Below are 21867 nucleotides of genomic sequence, written 5' to 3'. Positions count from 1 at the left end.
TAAATTGATTTAATTAAATATTAGCTCAGCTTCTTTTGGATATGGTGTTCTACTTATAAAAACAAATTCATCATTATCTGAAGGGTCACTCTTTATCTGAAGCTCTATCCATTGCTCTTGCCAAGACTTTATATGTTCAATCAATAGTTTACTTGCTTTCACATATTCAATTTGTTGCGATTGTATAATTACTTCTAGAACATTCAGCTTCAACAGGTTATTTGCAAAAAGCTGTTTTGCATAAAAGAATGTTTTACCATGCTTTAAATAACATTGATAAATAGCATGGCCTTGCTCTGTTATGTCTTTTAAGCTCACAATCGCATCATTAATCATCTAAATTATTTCCCTTAAAAAAAGATGTTGTAGCCTCACCATCGGCAGTAATACCTTCCTTTTTAATTACTTTATGAAAAGTCATAAATAATATTTTAAAATCCAAAATCAAACTTTGGTTTTCTACGTACCAGAGATCTAATTCAAATTTCTCAGGCCAAGAAATAGCATTTCGACCATTTACTTGAGCCCAACCAGTAATTCCTGGTCGTACATTATGCCTTTTTGCTTGCTCTTCATTATACAAAGGCAGATATTCTATAAGTAACGGCCTTGGACCTACTAAACTCATATCACCTTTTAGGATATTTATTAACTCAGGAAGTTCATCCAATGAGGTAGCACGTAACATTCGTCCAAATTTTGTTAACCTAATTTCATCGGGAAGAAGTTGACCTTGATTGTCAGTTTCATTTGTCATAGAACGAAACTTGTACATTTTAAATATTTTGCCATTTAGACCTGGTCTTTGTTGGCTAAATATCACCGGGCCACCTAACTTCACTCTGACCAATACTGCAACCAAAATAAGTATAGGAAATAGGCTCACGAGTAAAATCAATGCTACAGTAAAGTCCATTAATCTTTTAATCATTAAAGACTCGCTTGCTTACACACTGAAGCTGCTACAGAACAAGTTTTTTCAATTTCAGAAGCACTCAACGTTGGGTGTACTAAAAACATCAAACTAGTTTCTCCCACTATTTTAGTCGTCATGAGTGGTGCTTCAGGCCTGAAGTTTGTGTTGTCAAATGCTTTTTCTAAATACACTTCAGAGCAACTGCCCTGATAACAAGGCACCCCACACGCATTTATTTCGTCAACAATACGATCTCGAGTCCAGCCTTGTGCTAACTCTGCCTGATTGACATAGACATATAACTTGTATTGCGCATGATCAATATTTTCAGGGTATACAGGGACATCAATGCAGTTGATACCTTGTAGTGACGAGAGTATTGCCGCTGCATTGTTATTTCTAGCCGCAAACCACGCGTCCATTTTACGCAGTTGAATACGACCAATAACCGCCTGCATTTCAGTCATACGATAGTTAGTGCCAAAGCTATTGTGTAACCATCTAAAGCCTGGCGGATGCTCTTGGTTATAAACGGCATCATAATCTTTGCCGTGATCTTTAAATGACCACATTTTTTGCCAAAGTGATTTATCATTTGTCGTTACCATGCCACCTTCACCGCCTGTGGTCATGATTTTATCCTGACAAAATGACCAGCAACCGATATCACCAATACTACCAACGGAACGCCCTTTGTATTTCGCACCGTGTGCTTGGGCGCAATCTTCGATTACTTTTAAATCATGCTCTTTGGCTAGCGCTAAAATCTCATCCATTTCACATGGCCAACCTGCCAAGTGAACAACAATAATCGCTTTCGTTTTTTGAGTAATTTTTTGTTTGATTGATGCAGCTGAAATATTACCGCTGGTTTGTTCAACATCAGCAAAAACAGGTATGCCCCCCCAAGTAACAACACTGCTTGCTGTGGCTAAAAAGGTGCGAGGTGGAATAATCACTTCATCGCCTGGCTGAATATCAATAGCTTTAAGAGCCAATTCTAGCGCTGTCGTACCATTACTAACGGCAATTGCAAATTTAGAGTCTGCAAAGTCCGCAAATTCTTTCTCAAATTCTCGGCACTCACTGCCTGTCCAATAATTTACCTTATTAGATAACAAAACATTTTTGACAGCGTTAGCTTCTTCTTCCGTAAATGAAGGCCAAGGGCTCAATGAAGTGTTAAGCATCTATAATCTCTAATACAAATAATCTTATTTCATATATTATCACAGCTTCAATATCGAGAGATACGATGTCGTTTTACTTATGTAATATAAATTATGCTTTAACGCTCAAACTGGGTAAAATCAAGCCAAACTAAATCCGACATAGATTTTCTTTCGTGATAAAAAAAATCCTTTTCGACATTTCAAAAATTGTAAATAGCACCGCTGTTGCTCAGTTACTTCCGTTACTAGCACTGCCTATTTTTTCACGTTTATATTCACCACAAGACTTTGCTGATTTCGCTATTTATCTTGCTACTGCCGCAATTACATCTGTCTTATTTAGTTTGCGAGTTGAGGCTTCATTATTAAGTGCCAGAAATAACAATCGGACAATTAGAGCATTTATACAATTATATGCTGTAATTGCAGTTAGCATGTTAATAATAATGACAACGCTCTTTTGGATTACTACTTTATTTATTTCAGTTCATATCTATGTATTGGGAGGAATTCTTACCGGTTTTTTTTGGTCCGCATTTAATGCATTTCAAAATTATTTAATCTGGAAAGATGACGTAGGTAAAGTAGGCAGACTTATTATTATTAGAGCCATATTTGTAGTATCCTTTACTTTTATTTTGGCTGATATAACCCCCTTAGGACAAATTTGGGGTTTTGCACTAGGCTACATACTTATCGGTAGTTTAGCTATATATAAATTATGCAACTTTTTTAACAAGCCAAGTAAAGCTTTGCTAAAATATGCATACAAATACAATAAAAACAACTTAAAATATCTAGCTCCCCATACCCTCTATAACATGTTAACGCTGCAATCTCCTGTCTATATTTTATCTACCTTTTATCTACCTTCTAGTATTGGGCTATATTCTATGGCCAACAGGCTTATTGGTACACCGATAAGTTTCTTCACAGTTGCCACAAATAAAATACTGCACAAACAATTTGCATCACTAAATCATCAGGGAAATAATAAACTACAATGGCACCTAGCTAAAAAGGTGATGTATATATTAGTTTCTATATTTTTAACCTCATTATGCATTTTTACATTCATTGGTGACTCTTTGGTGGTAACATTGCTTGGGAATGAATGGGCTCAAACTTATTATATCATTTTAGCTTTATCGCCTTGGTTTCTGTTCAGAACCATTGCAGGCGCATTTTCTTTCATCACAATTTTAAAAAACAAACAAAAATCAGCGCTAAAACTAGAAGTATTCTATGGTGTGGTATCTCTTGGGACACTTATTACTGCTGGTTTAACTGGTGCGAGTTTCATTCAATCCATCACTTATTTTTCAGCCGCAGGAAGCTCAATTGTTGCGCTTCAACTTTACTGGTACAAAACTTTAATCAAAGAGTAATAGTGTGAATAAAAAGAAACACATTCTTGTTTTACCTGTCAACTACCCAAACCCAGCAAATACAATGGCTGGCACTTTTTTTCGCTCACAAGTAAACGCATTAAGAGAGTCAGGGCATACTGTTGGTGTGATTTCTTTTTGTTTATTACGAATTTCAGAACTTAAACATATTTCATACATCGATCAGTTAGAGACCAACAATGAAATACAACTTTGCTTTCCTGCTGTGCCAAAGCTGCAACCTCTAAATCATAAAATTAGAACGCTACTCACAACACGCCTAATTAAGCAATACATTAAAGCCTGTGGTAAACCTGATGTGATCCATGTGCATGTTTATAGTGCGGCTGGAGCAGCCATTTGGGCGAAAGAAAAATATGGCATTCCATATATAATTACAGAGCATTACTCTCACTTTGCAAACAACCAAATTACTCCCTATTTTCATCAAGTAGCCCTTCGCGCATTTAAAAACGCGAGTACTTGTTTAGCGGTTAGCAGATCTTTAGGGAACACGCTGGAGCATTTATTCGATATTAAGTTTACTTGTGTACCCAATATTGTTGATAAAGAATTCACTTATCAACCTTGTGTTAGCAGTCAATATGGGAAATTTATACTTAATGTGGCTAGCTTAACAAAAATCAAAAACCACAAAAGACTAATCAATGCATTCGAGCAAGTTACAAGACAAAATGATTCTGTGAATTTAGTTATTGTTGGTGATGGACCATTAAAGAATGAGCTTCAATGCTTGGCTAAAAAATTAACTCTTGAGAATAGAATCTTCTTCCTAGGTAAGAAAGACAAAACCGAAATAGCAAAACTCATGAATCAAGCTCAACTTTTTTGCTTAAGTAGTGACTATGAAACTTTTGGAGTTGTTCTCATTGAAGCCCTTAGTTGTGGTCTCCCTGTAGTAGCTCCGAATGTAGGTGGAATACCAGAGATAATAAACTCTGATGAGCTAGGCATTCTCTGTAATCTATCTGAAAGCTCGATGGCAGAGTCAATAAAGATATGCCTTAAACGCTCAATTAACAAAAAGAACCTTATGCTATTAGCATCTTCAAAATACTCTCACAGCACAATATCAAAAGCATTAACTGAAACTTATTCGAATATAGAGTGAACAAATAGTGCTTCTTACAATAAAAGTAAGAAGCACTGCTCATACCTTACCGCAGGTATTGAATTAACTTATCTCTATTTTTGTTGAGTATTAACGTATCTAAACTGCCGTTTCCATCCATATCTCCCACTCGTATCAGTGAAAGGGGATGACATTGCTCACTAGGCCTTTCTTTGTTAAACACATTAACGGATGTCTGTTTAAAAATAATAGGACCTGTTTTGTCACAATATCTGTCAATCACAACATCAAAAAGATCGTTTCCATCCAGATCTTCAATATTATTTTCTGATATCTGTAAACAGTTTTGATAATGAATCAAGTCTAAACTATTTTTATCATCTACATTTTTTGCCCAACTGAGTTTATACTCTTCTTCAAGTTTACAAAACTCATTTAGCAATAAATCGTCTGCTCCATCTCCATTCACATCAGCTGAAGCTAACCAAGCAACATCTATCCCCCCACCAAGCCAAACACTTTGCTTTTCAAAAGATTCGATGGAATACGCTTCTAAAGCATTTTTTTGGAATATGATTTCACTCTTTCCATCTCCATTGAAATCGCCCATTATTGTTGGCATTGCAGAATAATGGTAGATATCTCTCTTTTGAAACTCTCTATTCTCTTTCTGAATAAGCAACGATTTCGAAAAAGAACCATAGAGGATATCCATTAAACCATCTTTATTCACATCACCGACAGATAGAGTAGAAACTCTTCCTGTCGATGGTAAAGTTAAATCGGAAAATGTAGTACCTTCGTCAAATTTTATTGTAAGCCTATCACTTTGTTCATCAACATAAATGACGTCAGCAAAACCATTTCCATCCATATCAGATATTTTAATTAAACTAGGTTCAGCGACATTGCTTACGATTGATTCACCTCTACCATTTCTAATTTCACCATCATAATAAAAATATACTCCCTCTTGACTGTCATTGGCAGTTGCCCCTAATAAAACTAGAGTTGAATCTTCTTTTGACGACCAGAGAACTTCTGGAGTAAAAATGCCTAAGCTTGTTTGTGTGAAATATTTTAAGGTACCAAGACTATCCACTGTGACAACATCTGACAAAGAGTTTTTTGGCACAATAAGCGCATCAACAATATGCTGTTCATTTCCGTTTCGAGTTTCAAATATAATATTTTCTTCATACTCTTCAGCCTGAGAAAAAGTAAACATTTTATTATCTGACGTTACCCCTTCAATAGCTTGAGCATTCGTAAATGCACCAAAAAACTTCATGTTTTTTTCAGGCAAATTTGTAAAAAATTTAGGTTCGTTAATTCCTTTATCACTCAGCTCTGTAACAAAAAGCTTCTCTGCACGATAATCATATTCTCCAAACCCTAACAACCCAACACTTTCACCACCATTTAATTCAAATATTTCAACAGGTTGAAAGTACTGCCCAAATAATATCGAGGGCTCTAACCAACCTTGCTCAGTGTTCTCAAGCCACAGTGTTTGGTCAGCTTCTGAATTAAATATAATATCTTTATCACCATCTCTATCTATATCTAATAGCTTTACAAAATGTACGCTAGATGTACTATCCATAAAGCCTCTTTCTCGTTCTATTTCTTTAACTATATTTAAGCTTTCATCCAGAACTAACAGGTTTTGTTTTAAATCATAACCACTGTGTCGCTCCTGCAATACAACAAAATTTGTACTCAAGCTTTCCTTATTTATGACAGTGCCGTATATACTTGAATCAGTGCCACCCCAATCTCCCCAGTTGTCATTTACCCACCTAAATCCTGATGTAATCTCTTTAGGTTGTTCATAATATGGCGTTCCTGTACTTAGGCTATAAAAGCTTGTGTTTGGGTAACAAGTTTGGAAAACTGTATTTAATGAACCAAAACATAAACGGTTGTCTGGAGATTGCTCCCATTCAACATCGTAAGTAATATCAAAAATGCCATCATTATTAATATCATCAACAAATAATTTAGTTACCCGCCCTCTATTTAGTAAATCATCTTTCCAGCTTGAAGATGTCCAGTATGTTGATAAATTCACTCCCTTTTTAAAGTCAAAATCACCCTGATTAATATATATATCGAACCCGTCGCGAGAGGCCATTAAAATATCTAATTCTGCATCCTCGTTATAATCAACAAAGGCCACAATTGATACATGACTTAAATTGGTATCAAGCGATTTAACTCTAAATGACTCTCCTTCAAAATAAACAATATTTAACTGTGAACCAAAAGAGTCTGTAGTTATAATTTCATCTATGCCATCTCCATTGACATCATTGATACCTAGCGTATGAAAGCTTTCTCCAGCTAGATACGGTTTTTCAAGTTGATAAACTGAGTTTTTTGACGGAGTAATTGAGATTACATGCTCAACATAACTTTGTTGCCCATACTCATCTGAGGCAGTCAGTTTAACGGAAACTTTCGCTTGCTTACTAACCGAAGGAACGGTAAATACAACTTCAGATTCTAATTCCTGTAACTCAAAATCACCGTTCGTTACTTCCCAAGCGAGTGAAATATGACCTCCTTCAGGATCGAGGCTTTGCTCGCCACTGAGTTGCACTTGGGTAAATTCTATAGCTTGATTTGCACCTTTAATTACAACTGTTGGAGGAAGATTTTTACTTACTGTTAAATCAAACACCACCTCAGTTGCACCAACTTCTCCTGGGTTGAAAATAGCACTAAAAGAGGTTTTATAATCTTCATATGACAACGGCAACATAAAGCTAATATCGTTACCATCAAATTCAATATTATTGACCTCTGGACCTGCAGTTTGAGAAAAATCAAAAGTAAAACTTTCTTTTGAACTTGCAGATAAGGCCAACTCAACTTTTTCCCCCGCATAAGCACTCTGAGGTCCTATAATTTCGTAACTTGAGTCACTAATTTCTGGATCTTTTTTATCAGAGCCGCACCCAATCAAAAATAAAGGTAGTAATAGCGTCTGCATTAATAATTTCACGTTATTTCCTTATAAATTTAGTTTATCCGTCAGTAATTTAGCATACATTACATTGATTTTTCTATTTTTAAGCAGCAACCTTAATCACTAGTTAATAAAGTTGGTTGTTTTATCTCGTCCTCCGAACTCTCCAACATACAAAAATAAAAAATTAGAAATAAAAATAACCAAATCAAAGGCATTCTTAATACGGAAGAAGGAATGTTAGTCAAAAGCAAAAAGTAGCTAAGAAAAAAAATGAAGTACCTATCTGTACGCGTATTTTTGATATTTGTTATAGCCATATAAGATAGTAGCCCCAATAACAAGAAACCAGAAATAGCTCCATAAGCTAAAATTACTTCAATAATATATGAATGGGGATTCAGGGAAATTAGTTTTGAGTCAAATTTGGTATTAATATAAAAATTCGAATAATTTCCACTGCCATACGGAAAAGTCGCCCTTTCTAGGTTTGAGAAAAAATATAAATATGAGTTAATTCTAATCCCACTACTATCATTCCCAGAAGATGAGGCGATATCCCTAATTGCGATTAACCTATTCACATTACGTGCAACAAAGGAAAATTCACTATCAGCTTCAACTTTCATTGGCTCGAGACTAAAAATAACAGTAACAAACATAACCAAGAATATAAGACTCACGACCAGCAAAAACGAAAAAAGCTTATATTTCCTTTGGTACAACAAATAACCATAGAAAAACAAAATAAATAACAAAACAGCCAATCTAGATAATGTTAGTAATAATATGATGCCTGTAACAACTACAAGAATAACCCGCTTTTTTCTCATAGAAAGTTGTTCAGCCATCCAGTACAACATACAAAAAAACATTAAACATATAATAGCCAGGTTATTGGGGTTGCTAAATGGTCCTTTAACTAGTTCGATCCCATGCTCTATATTTAACTCCTCATGCCAAAGCTGAATCCCAAATCCGATTAGTCCCAAAAATTGCACTATCGATGCACATATTAGAGTTAAGTAAAGATAATAGAGAAAATTGAAAAGCTGGTTTCTTGTAATTAATTTATTTTTGATTATTGTATAAACAATCAAAAATATAGCCACAATATGAAAAGCGTAAAAAGTGTCTTTGATTTGCTCTGAATTACGATAGAAAACGGTTGCAATACCTATGGAAAAAACAAACGCGCCTAGCAAAAAAAATATCCCCAGATCACGAATATCATGTTTTTGCTTTATGAAATACAACCAACCTAACGCGAGAATTACGAGGAACATAATATTCATTAGTGAGGCTGCAGGAGTAATGAGAAAAACTTTACTCCCAAAAACCAGACCAAAAGTATAAATATAAAAGCAAAAAGCTATTAAACTGCCAACTCTAATTGAAGAGAACATTATGCCTCTATATCATTCTTTACCAACACAAAGATAGAGCTCAATAATCCCCCTAGAAAAGCAAATACAATACATATGAGTGCCCTTTTGGGTTCAGATTTCAGTTCTGGATAAAATGGCGGATCTATTGTTTTAAATGCATATTCATCTCGAGTCATCGTTAACATTTTTGCTTGAATTTGCTCTTCCATTAGCTCGTAAATAACACTTTTAGTGTCAGTTAACTTAATTTCATTTACGATTTTATTCAAATTTTCGATATTCTTTGTTACCAAGCTGTGTTTCTGATTTTTCATCCATGAATTAGCTTCAACAACATAAAGCTCCAGCCACTTTTTTGCTAAACTTGGAGAGTAGTGCTTAATTGCTAATCGAATCAAACCTGTTTCGTCATCAACATTAACCTCTAAAACCTCCAAAAACGCTTCATATAATTCAAGATCTGTTGGGTTGACGGATTCCCCTTCATCAACTTCTCTAACCCACTCATTTTTTGAAACATCATATATGTCTTCATCTATTAGCAATTCATTAGTAGTTTTATTCCAACCTTCCGCAGCAAATAACTCTACCTCTATTTTTTGTTGCTTTATAAATTTGAGAATGAAAACTCTTGCCTTTAAAGTTTCAATTGCTATCAAAGACTCATTTCCTTCAGTAGATCCAAGACTAATGCCAGCTAAAGATGCTAATCCTCCAAATTTCGAAGCTAAACCTGATATTCCTCCTGCGCCTTCATCAAGGTTTGGAATATAGACCCCCTCAGACTTGTAGATATTTGGTAAAGATAATGAATAAAACACACCCGCTATAGAAAATATTAGTGTCGATAAGATTATTTTGAACTTATGAATTAATAAAGGTTTAATAAAATCAGAAACACTTAATTGTGCAAAATCTACATCTTTAGTCATCAAAGAAATTTCCTAATACTGCTTAATTTTAATTGAACTCAAGCATATAAGTTCAGCAAAGCCATTTGTAAAGAAGTTTGGCATACTAACCAAATCATGGCTTGCTCTTGCTGGCCCTAGACCCATATAAAGTAAAACAACCTCTTCAGCTAATGGAAAAAGGTCACACGCTGCTGCATATTGCGTATTTACGAACTCGTCATTCATTAAAGGGTAAAAGCCACTGAATAGTGTTCCTGACAAATTATACGCTTCATATCCAAGTTTTATAGCCGACTCTGAACCATCATGAAATCGATAGCGGTAAATACCGTTATGACCATCACTATAATTTTTCATTCTCATACCCGGAAACTCACTTGAGATGGGCTCTATTATCTTATTAATAAACTGTTTGATAAAACCTTTTTTCAAATCTGAATAATATAAATATCTTGAGCTATTGTATTCTGAACTGTTAATTAGAGAGTCGAACCATAACGAAAAACGATGTGCATGCGAACTATCTAGTGCAATGCCCTCTACTGGTTTAGGTTCCATCGAATCAGTCAAAACATCATGGCCTGCGTATAAGTAATCATCATAATCTTGCCATTGTCCAGGTTGGTATAACCAACCATCTGATGTGTACACCACCTCACTTTCAAAAACGAGTAACGCTAAATCAAGAATATCTTTTTGAGTCTGTTTATGAGTATCACTGTGTTCCATTTTTAATGTACTCAAATCTGCAGCTATCACAAAAGTGAAAAACTCTTCGTCAAAGGTAGCTCTTTTATATTTTGGAAAATAATCTTTATTTTCCAATTTCCAAAGTATTCGCTCTTTCAGTCCATCTGTATGAATACCAAACACATGGATAGGTCGATAAAACCATAAGTCAGTTAAATATTCTGAAATAAAGTTACTTATTTCAGAATGATACTGTTGCCACTCATCGCGCTGTGAAACAAAGGTCAAGTATTGCGAAGTTAAATACCAAAATTGGAGCTGCTTTAGGCGGTTTTCATTAACACTTTCAGTCATTACGATAGAGTAACGACTAAAAAAATCATGAAACTCCTGTATTTTATCTTCATCACTTGTCTTGAAAGCCAAATGTAAAGGTACCATCAAGATTTGGCCTGCATCATAAGTATACTGCTCTAACCATAAGTCATCTTGAAGATAGGGTGTAACTGTTTCCCCCCAAAGCTTATCAATATTTTGATTTCTTAATTGCTTTTCATTTGGTCTATCTTCAGAGCAAGCAGCTATCCACAATAAACAAAATATTAAAAGAGAAAATCTCATATCCCCTCCTACAAATACGGATGCATCGGCAAACTAAATACTTGCCTTGCTAGTCGTTCTGCTACTGGAAAGTCTCCATGACTGTATCCCAAATCTTTAAATGCGGTTTGCTCATGCATGCACGTACCATAATAAATCATAGTCGGGATACCTTGTGCTTTATACTCTGCCATTATCGCATCGCGATTTTCATCAACCAGCGTATATTGCGCCCAAGAGCTTAAGTAACCTTCCGGTACATGTGGTGTATTAAAACGCGCAGAAAGTTCCGCTGTATACTTTTCTGCAGCTGCATTTCGCTTCACTAATTCAGTGGGAAACTCAGCTAATTTTTCTAATAAAATCGCAGCTTGAATAGTGTCTAAACGACTGTTCATACCAATGCGGACATTGTCATACTTATCACTTCCCTTACCGTGTACTCGGTAAGAGCGTAATAATTCTGCAAGCTCATCATCATTGGTAAACAAAGCGCCACCGTCACCATAACAGCCTAATGGTTTTGCAGGGAAGAAACTAGTCGTGGCGATATCGCCAAAACTGCCCGCTCTTTGTCCATTGATTTCGCCACCAAAGCCCTGCGCAGCATCTTCAATAAGTTTTAAACCAAACTTTTTAGCAATGCGCTCTAATTCTGGGTAGTTTGCCGGTAAACCAAACAAATCAACTGCGATTATCGCTTTGGGAGTAAGCTGACCTTCGGCAATCACTTTTTCAATTTGACGCTCTAAGTCTTGCGGGCAAATATTAAATGTCGCTTCATCAGAATCAACAAACACTGGGGTAGCCCCCGCAAACGCAACCACTTCTGCAGTCGCAAAGAAGGTAAAAGTAGGGCAAAAAACAGCATCACCCGCTTTAATATCAAATGCCATCATGGTGAGTTGCAGCGCATCGGTACCATTCGCGCAGGTGATTGCATGCTTAACGCCAACATACTCTGCCAGGTGCTGCTCTAACTCTTGTACTTCAGGACCCATAATATAGATACCATGTTCCAGTACACTGCGAATGCGCGCGTCTATTTTGTCTTGCAGGTGCTTATATTGCGCTTGTAAATCGATAAACTGCATTAATTAATCCATATCAATTGATAGCTGACTATCTTTTAAACGGTACTTGGTTCCAGTGTGCTCACACACCGCTTGACCATCCCCTGTTAACGGCAGCGACAACTGCTCGCCATACTTACTGATCCAACCTATTTGTTTTGCAGGTACGCCCACCATTAAAGCAAATGACGGTACATCTTTATTAACAACAGCGCCAGCGCCAACCAGTGCATACTCACCAATGATAACACCACAAACTACCGTGCAATTGGCGCCTAAGGTGGCACCTTTTTTCACCAAAGTATCTCGGTATTCCGTTTTGCGTTCAATAAACGAACGTGGATTATACACGTTGGTGAACACCATACTTGGTCCACAAAATACGTCGTCTTCTAGGTGAACATTATCGTAAACTGACACATTATTTTGAATTTTTACGTTATTGCCAATTGTGACTCTATTGCCAACAAACACATTCTGACCAAGTGAGCAACCTTGCCCAATTTGTGCGCCACCGCACACATGCACAAAGTGCCAAATTCGGGTATTGTCGCCAATTAATGCGCCATCATCAACGATGGCGCTGTCATGTACCGTATAGTTACTCATTAGATTAATTCTTTAGCAAACGGGTGAACTTCCACTTCAGATTCAATATGCACTTTACCTTTTCGAATTCCTTCAACGGTTTGCACACAATGACGTGCATCTTCAATACCATAACCACGTCCAGCTAGAATCTCTTGGTAACTCACAGTGTGTAAGTCAGTAAAACCACCTGAGAACTCCAGCTCATTACCATCACAGGTAATTGAACGGAATGTTGGCTGTTTTCCTTTTACCGATTCAGGTAAATCATTGGCATCAATCGATAAAAACCAACGAACACGGGCTTTTTCATATTCTAAATAACCAGATGCTTTATCTTCATTCATAAAGTGCAGGTCATTGCGTTTCAAATCACCAAAAATAAAGTGCAGCATATCGAAGAAATGAACACCAATATTGGTTGCTACACCAAACGATTTACGCGGGTCGCCTTTCCAACTTTCCATATACCACTTACCGCGTGATGTAATGTAAGTGAGTTCTACTTCATGCTTTTCATCTGAACTTGCGTTCGCTACTTGCTCTTTTAAGTCTAAAATCGCTTGATGATGGCGCAATTGAAGAATGTTGTATACTTTACGGCCCGTTTCTTTTTCCACTAAAGCTAAATCGTCAAGCTGCTCAACAGTTGGTACCAACGGCTTTTCACAAATGACATCACAGCCTAAACGCAGACCCGCAGTAATGTGAGAATGATGTAAGTAGTTTGGTGAACACACCGTCACGTAATCAAGTTGGGTATTTGCATCTCGCTTTAATTTGTGGGCAAAGTCATAAAAGCGCTCAAATTCAGTAAACATCTCGCTTTGCGGCGAAATACTATCAATAATACCTACCGAATCATTAATATCAAAACACACCGATAAATGGTTTTCTGTTTCTTTAATCGCTTTCATATGACGAGGTGCAATATAACCAGACGCACCAATAAGGGCAAAATTCTTCATTGAAAATCCTCTTAAAACTAGGCTTTGATAATGTGGTCCGCAGGCGCTCTATATTTGCCTCGCGTATCTACCAATAACTGCGCGCTTTCTTTGATTAAGCAGTAATCAAACTTATCGTGATCTGTTGCTAACACGATAGCATCAAACTCTGCAACTGACGCAGGTGTCAACGCAACCGAAGACAAGTCAAAGTTATGCTCGCGCATTTTTGGAAACACTGGTACGTGAGGGTCTGAATACGCTACTTCAGCACCTTTCGCTTCAATTAACTCCATAATTTCAACTGACGGCGATTCACGCATATCATCAACATTCTTTTTATAAGCAATCCCAAGTACCAGTACCTTACTACCCTTTAAAGCTTTACCATGCTGATTTAAGCCATCCATCAACTTATTAACGACATATTCAGGCATCGCGGTGTTCACTTCACCTGATAACTCGATAAAACGCGTATGTAAACCATACTCGCGCGCTTTCCAGGTTAGATAAAATGGGTCAATAGGAATACAGTGCCCGCCGAGACCAGGGCCAGGGTAATACGGTGTAAAACCAAATGGCTTAGTTGCCGCGGCATCCACCACTTCGAATATATCTATGCCCATACGATCTGCTACGATCTTCATTTCATTAACAAGGCCGATATTGACTGCACGATGAATGTTTTCTAATAATTTAGTCATCTCAGCAGCTTTAGTTGAACTCACTGGCACAACCTGATCAATTGCAGGTGAATATAATGCAATACCCACTTCGGCACAGGCTGCAGTGTGACCACCGCACACTTTGGGTATAGTGCGAGTTTCAAAATCTGGGTTACCTGGGTCTTCACGCTCTGGTGAATAGATTAAGAAAAAGTCTTCACCAACGGTAAAACCGTGCGCTTCCACGCGTGGGAGCAACTCTTCTTCAGTCGTACCTGGATAGGTTGTGCTTTCCAATGATAACACTTGCCCTTTTCTAAAGTATGGTGCGAGCGCTTCTGTTGTATCAATGACAAAACTTAAATCTGGCTCACGGTACTTATTCAGTGGCGTGGGTACACATAACACTAACGCATCACATTCAGACGCTCTTGAAAACTCAGTAGTTGCATCAAAACCATTAGCCAACGCCTGTTGAATAGAGGAAGATGGAATATGCTCAATATAACTTTGACCACTTAATAACGCATCGACTTTTATCTGGTCAATATCAATGCCCAGCACGTCAAATCCAATCGCGTTATACCTTAACATAAGCGGCAAACCGACATAGCCGAGCCCAACAATGCCTATTTTGGCGGTTTTATTGCCAAACTTATTAATCAATTGATTCTTCATACAATTCTATTCTCTATTTTAACAACATCTGAGCTATTTTTTCAGAAGCGTCGCCTGAGCCATAAAACTTTGCAACACCTGCGGGAAACGCTAATGTCTTAACTTCTTCATATTTATCTAACAATAGCTCTTTGTTAGCCCCTACTAAAAAGTTTACATTCGCATTAACTAACTCCACCCACTCAGTTTCATCTCTCGCAGTTATGCAATATTTATCAAAGAAAAATGCTTCTTTTTGTAAACCGCCACTATCACTAATCACTAACTCGCAATGCTTCAATAATTTAAGCATTTCTATATAACCCAATGGTTCTACAAACGTAATATTGGGTTTTAGATCGAACTGAGCTAGTTTGTTGCGCGTTCTCGGGTGAAGTGGAAGGACTACTTCAACATCTTGATGTATTGATTCAAATGCAGAGAATATATTTTCTAAGCGAATTTTATCATCTGTATTCTCTGCGCGATGAATAGTCGCGAGAATGAAGGGAGTACCTTTATTTAGTAATCCATTAACTTCGCGCGAATCACTTTTTTTCTGAGAATAATAAAGCGCAGCGTCATACATCACATCGCCACACACTTCGATCGATGTATCAATCTTGTCATAACCTTCATTGAAAAGGTTTAATTTGGCAGTGTCAGTCGGACATAACAGAAGCGCACTTACTCTATCTGCTAAAATACGATTTACTTCCTCAGGCATTCTCATATTAAAGCTTCGTAATCCAGCTTCAACATGCGCTACTTTAATATGAAGTTTTGATGCAGCCAATGCGCCAGCCAAAGTCGAGTTAGTATCACCATAAATAAGCAACCAATCAGGCTGCTCTGTTATTAGTACTTTTTCAATTTCAATTAACATCTTGCCGGTCATATCACCATGCCCGCCAGAATTAATATCTAATGAATAATGAGGCTTGGGTATTTCCATTTGCTCAAAGAAAATATCACTCATATTTGCATCAAAGTGCTGCCCAGTATGAATAATTTTTTCCTCGATTAGGCCTGTTTTCGCCAATGCCTTTGAGACGACAGCTGCTTTAACAAATTGAGGCCGAGCGCCTATCACAGTTACAACTTTAATCATTTAATATCGCCTCGTAAAAATCATTTAGAAAGTTGAATTCAGTTTCCCAGTTGTATTTTTCAGTAACAGCTTTACGTGCATTATTACCCAACCTCTCAGCTAATTCCGGGTTAGAAACAAGCTTTTCTATAGCTTGGGCAATTGCATCTGGGTCTTCGGGATCCACAACCAATCCACATTCATTGCTCTCAATAATATCTCGCCAAAGCTCAAAGTTAGAACAAATAACCGGGATTCCAGCAGACATATACTCGAACATTTTATTAGGTTGTGCATCTATATGATTTGGGAGTGGCAAAAATGTTACAATGCCAGCCATTGATTCAGACAATAGCTCCTTAACCTGCTCGCGATTTAGAGAACCCAGATACTGCACTCCGCTTAAATCGCCGCGTTCAAGTGAATGTTGGCACCAAGTTTCTGAACTATTACCAGCTATTTTCAGATTTATTCCATGCGGAAAGTGTTCAGCAGCTGAAAATAGCTCTTTCGCGCCTCGAATAGTTCCAAACGCCCCGACATAACAAACCTGCTGTTTTTTAGCATCCCAATTAGACTGTTCAGAGTGTAACTCTTTTAACATTGGGAAATTATTAACTGTGGCAACTTGGTTATATTTCATGAGATTATTTGCAATTGAGGGCGTTGCTGCTATTAATCCCGATAATTTAGGCAACGTAAAAGACTCAAACATGCTCGCACACTTTGATAGTAATTTACCTTGCCATGGCTTAAGGTAAGGCTTAGACAATAACTGCTTAGAAAAATTCTCATGTGCATCAAAAACGACCTTATAACCCTTGCTAAGCAATTTTCTTGCAATAAGGAGTAATTCAGGGTCATGAATATGATAAATAGAGGCGTCAACCTCTAGGGCTTTTTTATATATATCATCAGTCGATTTGAAAATACGTTCAAGCCGACCTTTACGCTTACCAACATCAATAATATTTACATTGTTTCTTACTTCATCTGACAGACCATCTGCAACTATAAAATGAGTATCATAATACTCACTCAAATACGTCAGCTGCTTTAAGAAAACACGAGTATCATACCTTTGATGTACACTAGATAAATGACAAACTTTTACTTTTTTGTTGTCAGAATTAGTATTCATTTAGAATGCAAAACCTTATGAAAATTAGATATTTAAATATTCCGAGGTCATTTTGTGATACGCCTCTAACAAGCTAGGCTCAGCAACTCGTAGAAAACCAACTTAACGTATCCATTTTTTTGCAGTAGCGTCATAAACATCTTTATCAAATTGATACTCACTTATTTCATGACTCCAAGAATTAACTGCAAATAAGGATACCTTCAATAGATGCTAATCCCCAAAATTGATTAGCTTGTGAAGATAGACCACAAACACCTTCAGACTCTGTAGGTAAAGTAATCACCTTAAATTAATGCTTGTTAAGTAACATTATCGCATAAACGACAATTAGCATTGCAGAAATACTAGTCAAAATAAAATAGGCGTATTGTTATTCCAAATCGCTTATAAAAATATCACCAAGCACTATTTCATCTGTTGAATTAATACATCGCATTACAAACTACCAATTGCAGCAACAGCAACGCCTAACTGATATACGATCTGGGTAACTTGTGTCCACAGTGTTAAATTATCTTTGTATTGGCTATCAAGAGGAACAACAATAGTATCTCCTGGTTGAATCTGTGATGTAACAGTATCAACAGCAAACCAACTGTTTTTGCTAGGGATAACAACTTTACCACTTGCTTTGACGATAAATACTTTATCTGTCGCCGCTTTATCTTTCATGCCACCGCTTAACCCGATGTAATCATCTACAGTAAAACTATCCTGATGCAAGTGCGATGTTGATACAAAAACTTCACCAATCACGTTAACTGACTGTTTTTTACTAGGAATATAGAGAGTATCTTTATCTTCCAACAAGAGGTTAATTTCATTATTAAGTACTGAATTTACATCGACTACTAAACGACCAACAGCTTCAATATCTGATAGTTGATCAATTAATTTATCAATTCCAGACGTGTTTGAAGTTCCTAAAATACTGTTTTCAGAATTAAGATTATTGGTTATTAAGTCTTTTTTCATTGACTCAGCTAATTGCCTAATCTGCTCACGTTCTTTTAGCCTCAAAGACTCTCTTGTAAAGACAATTGCATCTACATCAGCAAATTCACTAAATCCGCCTGCACGTTCTATAACATCCTTTAGGGTTTCGCCTTTTCGAATAGTATATTTACCAGGTAACTTCACTTCACCATTAAGCGTTACTGAAATATTTTCCTGCCAATTAGGTATTTGGAAAATGTTAAGATAATCTCTTCCCTTCAATGGAATATCAGCGGCAACATCACCAGCCAAAATTGAACCTAAATCTATTGCGATATTATTGACTGATAAATATTCATTTACCATAAACTGACGAGATAGCTCCGCTTGATCTAAATAAGCTCCTTCAATAAGTCCCCCAGCTGCATTGATTAGATCTGATATTTTTCCATTAACTGGAATAGGATACAAACCAGGGTATTTTACTCGTCCCGAAATTTCTGCAATATTTGCACCTTGAACGCCTGTTTTTTGCATCACCAACTGTTGAAGCAATTTCGGTAACAAATTAGTGCGGCTATAAAACGCTAATTCAGGTAAATTTTCTTGCGTTTCATTAGTAAAAATTTCTTCAATGTAAATTGGAGACTTAATTGATACTTCTGGTAACTCAACAATTTCAGCCTTTCTATTTAAATTTTGTGTTCCCGCTTTATCTACAAGTTCGTCTTCCGGTTTAATATAGTGTTCAAAAGATCGTTTTTTATAATTATTCCACTTATACAAGCTTGCTTCAGATTCAAAATCTTGTTGTGATAAAGCATAATTTTCGAGCATAGCTCGTTCATTCTTTTCTAATTCAAAACGACTAAAAATAATAATTTTGTCATTCTTGACTAATTTAAAGTCATTTTTTTCGACTTGTTTAGGTTCAAATTGAAAAACTTCAACTTTTTCTTTTTGCTCCCTAACTACAAGTGCATAACCTAAATCGCTAATTGGTAAAAGAATATTATTTTTGGTGCTAAATAATTGTGCTAAAGATAGATCTTTATGCCATTGGTAAAAACCAGGTCTAGAAACTGCGCCAATCAAAGCTACGCTATTAGATGCTTGTTGACTTTTCTTATCGATATATATCTCATCACCATCAATTGGGATTAGCGTTTCAAGTTGATTTTGTGCAATAGACTTAATAACAGTATTTTCACTACCCGAAAGCTGTTTAACACGAATAATTTTCTTGAATGCAGATGGCGAAAATCCCCCAGCAAATTGAACAGCATCAAAATACGTCTCATCATTTTTTAATTCATAAATCGCAGGACGCTTAACCTCTCCGAAAAGACTTACCTGCTTGGCTGCTGATGGAATAAAAACAACATCCCCAGTTCGAAGAATAGTGTTGCCACTTGCAATCCCTTTTTGTAATAACTGGTATAGATCGAAGTTAGATACGATTTGATTACCTCTTCGTATAGTAATATTTCTTAATGAAGCTATATTGCTTACCCCACCAGCAAAGCTTATTGCGCTTACTACATTTGAAAAGGGTGGCAGAACATAATCACCGGGAAAGTTAACCTCTCCTGCAACAAAAACTTTAACAGGTTGTATCTGTCCAATTGCAACAGTTACCTGCATGCCAATTTTTTCACGTTTTATTGCAGAAGTAATAACTTCTGTTGCTTGTGAAAAAGTGAGACCAGCAACAACAAGAGGCGTAATACCTGGAATAATAATTTTTCCATTCGAATTTATGACTAATTCATAAAACTCAGATTCTTTGCCATATAAATTGATATTTAATGAATCACCAATTGCCAAAACATAATCAAAAGGAACTGATGAAATTGTTTGGCTTAATAATGTCGATTCTGGATTGTTAAAAACTTCTGCTCCGTAAAGAGATAAAGTATCTTTCTGAGGTTCAAATTTTGAGTCGAAATCTGTGGCAAGCGGGAGCTCTTCTTCATAGCCTTTTATTTGCGATTGAAAATCGATTTGCGAGGTATTATTTGTATTAGCTACACTTGGCTTTAAGTCATTTAAGTTGATCCCCATTTGTTTGGCAAGTGCTGCTTGTTGTGAAGCAGGTAGCTTTTTAAATGCCGCCATTTGTTGATTTGAGATCGCATAAGTGCCAGCTGAAAAAAAGACAAACATATACACCAAAAACACCGATAAGAAACGCGCCATTGATATCTCCCTGACTAAGTTTAAACCTGACATGACAATAAAAAGTGATAGTGTGGTTATAGAAAATCGACGCGAGATAATACCAAAAATATAAAAAAAATGACAATCAAATCGAAAACTAAGGTACTAAAGTGCCTTTTAAGCTAGAATCCCCAGCTAAACTCACCCACACGTTAACAATATAATGAAAATTCTTTATCTTCATCAATATTTTGCTACCCCAAAAAGTAACGGCGGCACTCGATCTTATGAGTTTGCCAAAAGGCTTGTGGCTGATGGTCACCAGGTAACTTTTGTTACATCTTCTGCTTTTTTGAATTCTCAAGAGTTTTCTTTAAAACCCGGCTGGAATGAATTAAATATCGAAGGTATTCTTTTGCATGTTTACCACTTGCCTTACTCAAATAAAGATTCGTTTATTAAACGGATAGCTAAATTCATTAAATTCTCGTTAGTATCTTCTTCAAAAGCATTGTCGATTAAATGTGATGTATTGTTTGCCACCAGCACACCTTTAACAATTGGTATCCCTGCGATTATTTATAAAAAACTTAAAAAAGTTCCTATGGTTTTCGAAGTGAGAGACTTATGGCCTGAATTACCAATTGCAGTCGGAGCAATTAAGAACAAACTTCTCATCAAGATGCTTTATGCTTTTGAAAAGTATATTTACCAGAATTCTGAACATGTTATAGCACTATCTCCAGGCATGAAAAGTGGTGTGGAAAAGCAAGGAATTCCTGAAAACTCCATTACTGTTATCCCAAATAGTTGCGATATAGCGTTATTCAAGGAGGTAACGTCAAATCAAAACTTTATAGATAATAATTTAAGCTTTCTTAATGGGCGAAAATTAATCGTCTATGCAGGCACTTTTGGGTTAATAAATCGCGTTGATTATATTGTTGATCTAGCGAAAGCAGCTATCGAAAGGCATCCGAATTTATGTTTTGTAGCTATTGGTAATGGCATGCAAAAAGAAGAAGTGATTACAAAAGCAAAATCGCTAGGGGTACACAACAAAAATTTATACATTCTCGACCCTATAGCTAAAGAACAAGTTAAGTATCTCTATCGAGAAGCTGATTTATGTTTAAGCTTATTCGGTCCAGTTGAAGAAATGTGGCACAATTCAGCAAATAAACTTTTCGATGCTTTAGCATCACAAACCCCCATTGCGATAAATTATGGTGGCTGGCAAAAGGAGTTTATAGAAAAGACTAAATGCGGTTTAGTGCTTTCAAATGATTTTGATAAGTCTATAGAAATGCTCAGCAATCTTCTAAACAACTCAGAAGAGTACTCTAGAGCCCAATCGGCTTGTTACGAACTAAGTCATAATGACTTTTCCCGAGATAAGTTATATCAAAAATTTAAACAAGTATTATTAGATGTAAAAAAAGAGCGTTAAACGCTCTTTTACAATTTTGTTA

At 36.4% G+C, this 21867-nt stretch carries 17 protein-coding genes; 3 read left to right on the top strand and 14 right to left on the bottom strand.

The window, feature by feature from the left end; genetic code table 11:
• Positions 1-9: 9 nt before the first annotated feature.
• From AAEU29_RS19585 to AAEU29_RS19575, 3 genes are read right to left on the bottom strand one after another with little or no spacing between them, the layout of a single operon-like run.
• The gene (locus AAEU29_RS19585) at positions 10-336 is read right to left on the bottom strand and encodes a hypothetical protein (RefSeq protein WP_421974888.1); all 327 of its coding nucleotides are present in this window, start codon (positions 334-336) and stop codon (positions 10-12) included.
• Positions 329-931: a sugar transferase gene (locus AAEU29_RS19580; RefSeq protein WP_421974887.1), complete on the bottom strand. Its 603-nt coding sequence runs from the start codon at positions 929-931 to the stop codon at positions 329-331. Before AAEU29_RS19580 ends, AAEU29_RS19585 begins: the two co-directional genes overlap by 8 nt.
• A complete protein-coding gene (locus AAEU29_RS19575) occupies positions 931-2106 on the bottom strand; it encodes a DegT/DnrJ/EryC1/StrS family aminotransferase (protein WP_421974886.1) in 1176 nt (391 codons plus the stop codon). Before AAEU29_RS19575 ends, AAEU29_RS19580 begins: the two co-directional genes overlap by 1 nt.
• Before the next feature lie 155 nt (positions 2107-2261).
• Between AAEU29_RS19575 and AAEU29_RS19570 the strand changes: the two genes are divergently transcribed.
• Both AAEU29_RS19570 and AAEU29_RS19565 read left to right on the top strand, forming a co-directional pair.
• Complete coding sequence (locus tag AAEU29_RS19570; RefSeq protein ID WP_421974885.1) at positions 2262-3476, top strand: lipopolysaccharide biosynthesis protein; 1215 nt, start codon at positions 2262-2264, stop codon at positions 3474-3476.
• 4 nt (positions 3477-3480) lie between these two features.
• A complete protein-coding gene (locus AAEU29_RS19565; protein ID WP_421974884.1) occupies positions 3481-4608 on the top strand; it encodes a glycosyltransferase in 1128 nt (375 codons plus the stop codon).
• A gap of 46 nt (positions 4609-4654) precedes the next feature.
• Here AAEU29_RS19565 and AAEU29_RS19560 read toward each other — a convergent pair whose 3' ends face one another.
• The 11 genes from AAEU29_RS19560 to AAEU29_RS19510 form a co-directional block, all read right to left on the bottom strand.
• The gene (locus AAEU29_RS19560; protein ID WP_421974883.1) at positions 4655-7579 is read right to left on the bottom strand and encodes an FG-GAP repeat domain-containing protein; all 2925 of its coding nucleotides are present in this window, start codon (positions 7577-7579) and stop codon (positions 4655-4657) included.
• 80 nt (positions 7580-7659) lie between these two features.
• On the bottom strand, positions 7660-8949 hold the full coding sequence (locus tag AAEU29_RS19555) for an O-antigen polymerase (protein WP_421974882.1): 1290 nt from the start codon (positions 8947-8949) through the stop codon (positions 7660-7662).
• Positions 8949-9863: a lipopolysaccharide biosynthesis protein gene (locus tag AAEU29_RS19550; RefSeq protein WP_421974881.1), complete on the bottom strand. Its 915-nt coding sequence runs from the start codon at positions 9861-9863 to the stop codon at positions 8949-8951. Before AAEU29_RS19550 ends, AAEU29_RS19555 begins: the two co-directional genes overlap by 1 nt.
• Before the next feature lie 12 nt (positions 9864-9875).
• Positions 9876-11156 carry a hypothetical protein gene (locus tag AAEU29_RS19545; protein ID WP_421974880.1) on the bottom strand — a complete coding sequence of 427 codons (1281 nt, stop codon included), beginning with the start codon at positions 11154-11156 and terminating at the stop codon, positions 9876-9878.
• Positions 11157-11164: 8 nt separating this feature from the next.
• Positions 11165-12229 (bottom strand): DegT/DnrJ/EryC1/StrS family aminotransferase, encoded by a 1065-nt coding sequence (locus tag AAEU29_RS19540; protein WP_421974879.1) that lies wholly within the window; start codon positions 12227-12229, stop codon positions 11165-11167.
• Between the two features lie 3 nt (positions 12230-12232).
• Positions 12233-12817, bottom strand: a complete 585-nt coding sequence (locus tag AAEU29_RS19535) for an acyltransferase (RefSeq protein WP_421974878.1) — start codon at positions 12815-12817, stop codon at positions 12233-12235.
• Positions 12817-13764: a Gfo/Idh/MocA family protein gene (locus tag AAEU29_RS19530; protein WP_421974877.1), complete on the bottom strand. Its 948-nt coding sequence runs from the start codon at positions 13762-13764 to the stop codon at positions 12817-12819. Before AAEU29_RS19530 ends, AAEU29_RS19535 begins: the two co-directional genes overlap by 1 nt.
• Positions 13765-13781: 17 nt before the next feature.
• Entirely contained in the window at positions 13782-15086 is a 1305-nt protein-coding gene (gene wbpA / locus AAEU29_RS19525; RefSeq protein ID WP_421974876.1) for a UDP-N-acetyl-D-glucosamine 6-dehydrogenase, read from the bottom strand.
• Between the two features lie 13 nt (positions 15087-15099).
• Entirely contained in the window at positions 15100-16176 is a 1077-nt protein-coding gene (wecB, locus tag AAEU29_RS19520; RefSeq protein ID WP_421974875.1) for a non-hydrolyzing UDP-N-acetylglucosamine 2-epimerase, read from the bottom strand.
• Positions 16169-17296 (bottom strand): glycosyltransferase family 4 protein, encoded by a 1128-nt coding sequence (locus tag AAEU29_RS19515; protein WP_421974874.1) that lies wholly within the window; start codon positions 17294-17296, stop codon positions 16169-16171. The genes wecB and AAEU29_RS19515 overlap by 8 nt, the downstream gene beginning before the upstream one ends.
• 438 nt (positions 17297-17734) lie before the next feature.
• The gene (locus AAEU29_RS19510; RefSeq protein WP_421974873.1) at positions 17735-20434 is read right to left on the bottom strand and encodes an SLBB domain-containing protein; all 2700 of its coding nucleotides are present in this window, start codon (positions 20432-20434) and stop codon (positions 17735-17737) included.
• A 184-nt stretch (positions 20435-20618) separates the two neighbouring features.
• On the opposite strand from AAEU29_RS19510, the gene AAEU29_RS19505 reads away from it, so the two are divergent.
• Entirely contained in the window at positions 20619-21845 is a 1227-nt protein-coding gene (locus tag AAEU29_RS19505; RefSeq protein ID WP_421974872.1) for a glycosyltransferase family 4 protein, read from the top strand.
• Positions 21846-21867: the final 22 nt, after the last annotated feature.

The sequence above is a fragment of the Pseudoalteromonas aquimarina genome, from assembly GCF_049257255.1.
Classification (GTDB): domain Bacteria; phylum Pseudomonadota; class Gammaproteobacteria; order Enterobacterales; family Alteromonadaceae; genus Pseudoalteromonas.
Note: the sequence above shows the minus strand (reverse complement) of the source record. Positions and strands in the feature narration are given on the sequence as shown.